Raw genomic sequence first — 3,667 nt, 5'->3', positions numbered from 1 at the left:
AGCTCAAACAGCTTGAAAGATACTCGCTTAATCAGAGGAACAACTTTGTTGCACTTGACTTGACAATTGGGGTAAAATAGAAAGAGTTTGAAATTTTATTATAAAGAAAAAGTTAAGTGATGAAACATCAATTTTATGGAGAAAAGCGTCAGCGTTTTTCTTTAAGGAAGTTATCGGTAGGTCTGATTTCAGCGACTATCGGAGGCTTCTTTTTGGTTCTGTAGCTGGGACTAGTTCAAACCCTGTTGAAGCAAACAGATGAAGCTAAAATGAAGTGGTTTAGAAAAATAGAAAACTACTACATTACTGATAAGTATGGCAAACAAACCCATGCTGGTAACCAGACACGGACGTTCACTGCTGAAGAGATTAAGAAACTAAAAACCTTTGAGTCCTTGATTGACCATGATGTCATTACTCGTCGTGAAAACAAAGATAGTGGCAAGTATGGACGAAATGGCTATCTCAGTCTCAGTCTATTCTCTCCAATTTATTCAGCGCTTAGCAATCCAACTGGTGCGCCAGGTGATGTCATGTTCCGTCGTACAGCCTATGAGTTATTGGCAGCTAAGGGCTATCATGAAGGATTTGTTCCTTATGTATCAGGTAAGTTTTCAGAAGAAGCTCTGAAAGAGGGAAGTACAACTTGGGATTGATGGTTCGGAAAAGATGTTGGTCTGGTGACAGACCAGAAGGTTTTAGAAAATGTATTTAAAGGTGAGTATAATTCTTGGGCAGCCTTCAAGAAGGCGATGTACCAAGAGCGAATTGATCAATTGACAAAATTGAAGCCGATCACCATTGAATATGAACTCAGAAATCCAAATAGTGCGAAGCAAGTAACTATTAGATCTTATAAAGATATGCAAAGGCTAATGGATGAAGCGCTAGCAGAGTCAACTTACTTAAGAAAAAGATTTATAATGCTTATCTTCGTACAACAGATGACTTCCGTCAGTCTATCTTTACCAAATAAGCTGCAGTGTTACATTAAAAAATTGCACTATCCCTAGGTCTAAAAAGACTTAGGGATTCTTGCTCTTGAAGTAGACGACCAAGTATAGAGAACATCAATTATGAATCATCATTCTGTACCAGACTGGTAAAAACTTTAAATAAAAACTAAAATATGGTAAAACAACGATTATATAAAATTTTGAGGAGACAGTTATGAAGACAAAAACACTTGCACAAGTTGATGGAATTATTGGAATCATTGCAGGAGCTCTTTTGGCTATCTTACCAGTTGTTATAGTTATGATTGCTGCTATTTCTGACAATGAAGATTTTGCGGGAGTTGTTTTGGGAATTGTTTTCCTTGTTTTTACTTTAGTAAAAATCGCAACTCTTATCCTAGGAATTCTCACTCTTGTCTACTATAAGGATGACAAGCGTATCTCACTTGCTCCGTCTATCTTGCTAATCGTTGGATCGGGAGTAGCATTGATTCCATTCTTGGGATGGATTGGTGGAATTATTCTCATCATTGGTGGAGCGCTATACTTGTCAAGCTTAAAACACTTCCAAATCGAAGGATAATTCTATACTAAAAGAGAAGAGACAAGAAGTCTCTTCTCTTTTTTTGATTGATTTTGACTAGCTTTTTTGTGAAAAATTGTGTAAAATAGAATAGATAAACGAGGGGAACCTCGGAAAATAAAAGGAGTATCCATCAAATGGTAAAATTGGTTTTTGCTCGCCACGGTGAGTCTGAATGGAACAAAGCTAACCTTTTCACTGGTTGGGCTGATGTTGATTTGTCTGAAAAAGGAACACAACAAGCGATTGACGCTGGTAAATTGATCAAAGAAGCTGGTATCGAATTTGACCAAGCTTACACTTCAGTATTGAAACGTGCGATTAAAACAACTAACTTGGCTCTTGAAGCATCTGACCAATTGTGGGTTCCAGTTGAAAAATCATGGCGCTTGAACGAACGTCACTACGGTGGTTTGACTGGTAAAAACAAAGCTGAAGCAGCTAAACAATTTGGTGATGAGCAAGTTCACATCTGGCGTCGTTCATACGACGTCTTACCTCCAGCAATGGATCGTGATGATGAGCACTCAGCTCACACTGACCGTCGTTATGCTTCACTTGACGATTCAGTAATTCCAGATGCTGAAAACTTGAAAGTTACTTTGGAACGTGCCCTTCCATTCTGGGAAGATAAAATCGCTCCAGCCCTTAAAGACGGTAAAAACGTATTCGTAGGAGCACACGGTAACTCAATCCGTGCTCTTGTAAAACACATCAAAGGTTTGTCAGACGATGAAATCATGGATGTGGAAATCCCTAACTTCCCACCATTGGTATTCGAATTTGATGAAAAATTGAACGTAGTTTCTGAATACTACCTTGGTAAATAAGCATTATAAAGCCTAGGATGATTCCTAGGTTTTTTCAATTTTTAAATAATTCGGTACGATATTGAAAGAAAGTCATATTTGACAATATTAAAGTGAAAGATTTAGGAATTCTAAAAATGATTTAGCTTGTCAAAGGGAAGGTTTCTTGTTATAATAGGTAAGATGGAGGCGTTATGGCACTTAAAAAAGCAAGTCTAGCCTGTGCGGATTGTGGTTCTAGAAACTATTCGATTAAGATTAGCGGAAATCCCAAACCAACACGCTTAGAAGTAAATAAATTTTGTAAACACTGTGGCAAGTACACCACACACCGAGAAACGAGATAGGAGAAAATGATGCGTTTTATTAAGGATATTTTTAAACTTCTTAAAGAAACAACTTGGCCGACTCGCAAAGAAAGTTGGTTAGATTTTAAATCTATCATGGAATACACTGCTTTCTTTGTAGTGATGATTTATATTTTTGACCAATTGATTGTTAGCGGATTGATTCGTTTTATTAATATTTTTTAAAATAAGGCAAGAAAAAGATCTAGTCGCTGAAATTCTTCAGTTAGGAAAGGAAAAAACATGGATAGTTTTGATAAAGGATGGTTTGTGCTACAAACTTACTCTGGCTACGAAAATAAAGTAAAAGAAAATCTATTACAACGTGCACAAACATACAATATGCTAGAAAATATTCTACGTGTTGAAATTCCTACACAAACAGTGCAAGTGGAAAAAAATGGAAAGAAAAAAGAAATCGAAGAAAATCGCTTTCCAGGTTATGTTCTTGTAGAAATGGTTATGACCGATGAAGCATGGTTCGTTGTGCGTAACACACCAAACGTGACAGGATTTGTAGGCTCACACGGAAATAGATCAAAACCAACTCCACTTTTGGAACAAGAAATTCGCGATATTTTAGTTTCTATGGGTCAAACTGTCCAAGAATTTGATATTGATGTCGAAGTTGGTCAAACTGTTCGTATTATTGACGGTGCTTTCGCAGATTACACAGGTAAGATTACAGAAATTGATAACAACAAAGTCAAGATGATTATCTCTATGTTTGGTAATGATACAGTTGCAGAAGTAAAACTTAACCAGATTGCAGAACTTTAATCGGGTATTTCTTGAAAATTTCGTCAATTAAAACTTTAAAGTAGAGAGTGGGACAGAAATCGGTAATTCGTTAGAATTCGATTTCGTCGTCCCACCTCTGCACAGTTGAGTAGAACTGTAAAAGCTGATGAAATCAGCGTAGTAGAGCCCACTCAACCACTGCGTCTTGCTCGACAATCCAAAGACAATTGA

Annotated in this window: 6 protein-coding genes and 1 pseudogene; all 7 read left to right on the top strand. The window is 37.0% G+C overall.

Features of this window, described 5'->3' with window-relative positions; translation table 11 throughout:
- Window positions 1-119 precede the first annotated feature (119 nt).
- The 7 genes and pseudogenes from K1I67_RS10020 to nusG all read left to right on the top strand — a co-directional run bounded on the left by K1I67_RS10020 (window position 120) and on the right by nusG (window position 3,475).
- Entirely contained in the window at window positions 120-224 is a 105-nt protein-coding gene (locus tag K1I67_RS10020; RefSeq protein WP_223339726.1) for a YSIRK-type signal peptide-containing protein, read from the top strand.
- Between the two features lie 15 nt (window positions 225-239).
- Window positions 240-976, top strand: a pseudogene (locus tag K1I67_RS09445) (ZmpA/ZmpB/ZmpC family metallo-endopeptidase); the annotation flags it as partial.
- 194 nt (window positions 977-1,170) lie between these two features.
- Window positions 1,171-1,539 (top strand): hypothetical protein, encoded by a 369-nt coding sequence (locus K1I67_RS09440; protein WP_223339725.1) that lies wholly within the window; start codon window positions 1,171-1,173, stop codon window positions 1,537-1,539.
- 137 nt (window positions 1,540-1,676) lie between these two features.
- On the top strand, window positions 1,677-2,369 hold the full coding sequence (locus K1I67_RS09435) for a phosphoglycerate mutase (RefSeq protein ID WP_223339724.1): 693 nt from the start codon (window positions 1,677-1,679) through the stop codon (window positions 2,367-2,369).
- Window positions 2,370-2,542: 173 nt separating this feature from the next.
- Complete coding sequence (gene rpmG, locus K1I67_RS09430) at window positions 2,543-2,695, top strand: 50S ribosomal protein L33 (RefSeq protein ID WP_223339723.1); 153 nt, start codon at window positions 2,543-2,545, stop codon at window positions 2,693-2,695.
- 9 nt (window positions 2,696-2,704) lie between these two features.
- Window positions 2,705-2,881, top strand: a complete 177-nt coding sequence (gene secE, locus K1I67_RS09425; RefSeq protein WP_001211016.1) for a preprotein translocase subunit SecE — start codon at window positions 2,705-2,707, stop codon at window positions 2,879-2,881.
- 57 nt (window positions 2,882-2,938) lie between these two features.
- Window positions 2,939-3,475, top strand: coding sequence for a transcription termination/antitermination protein NusG (gene nusG / locus K1I67_RS09420; RefSeq protein WP_223339722.1), 537 nt, complete (start codon window positions 2,939-2,941; stop codon window positions 3,473-3,475).
- Window positions 3,476-3,667: the final 192 nt, after the last annotated feature.

The sequence above is a fragment of the Streptococcus infantis genome (assembly GCF_019929575.1).
In the GTDB taxonomy this organism is placed as follows: Bacteria; Bacillota; Bacilli; order Lactobacillales; family Streptococcaceae; genus Streptococcus; species Streptococcus infantis_L.
Note: the sequence above shows the minus strand (reverse complement) of the source record. Positions and strands in the feature narration are given on the sequence as shown.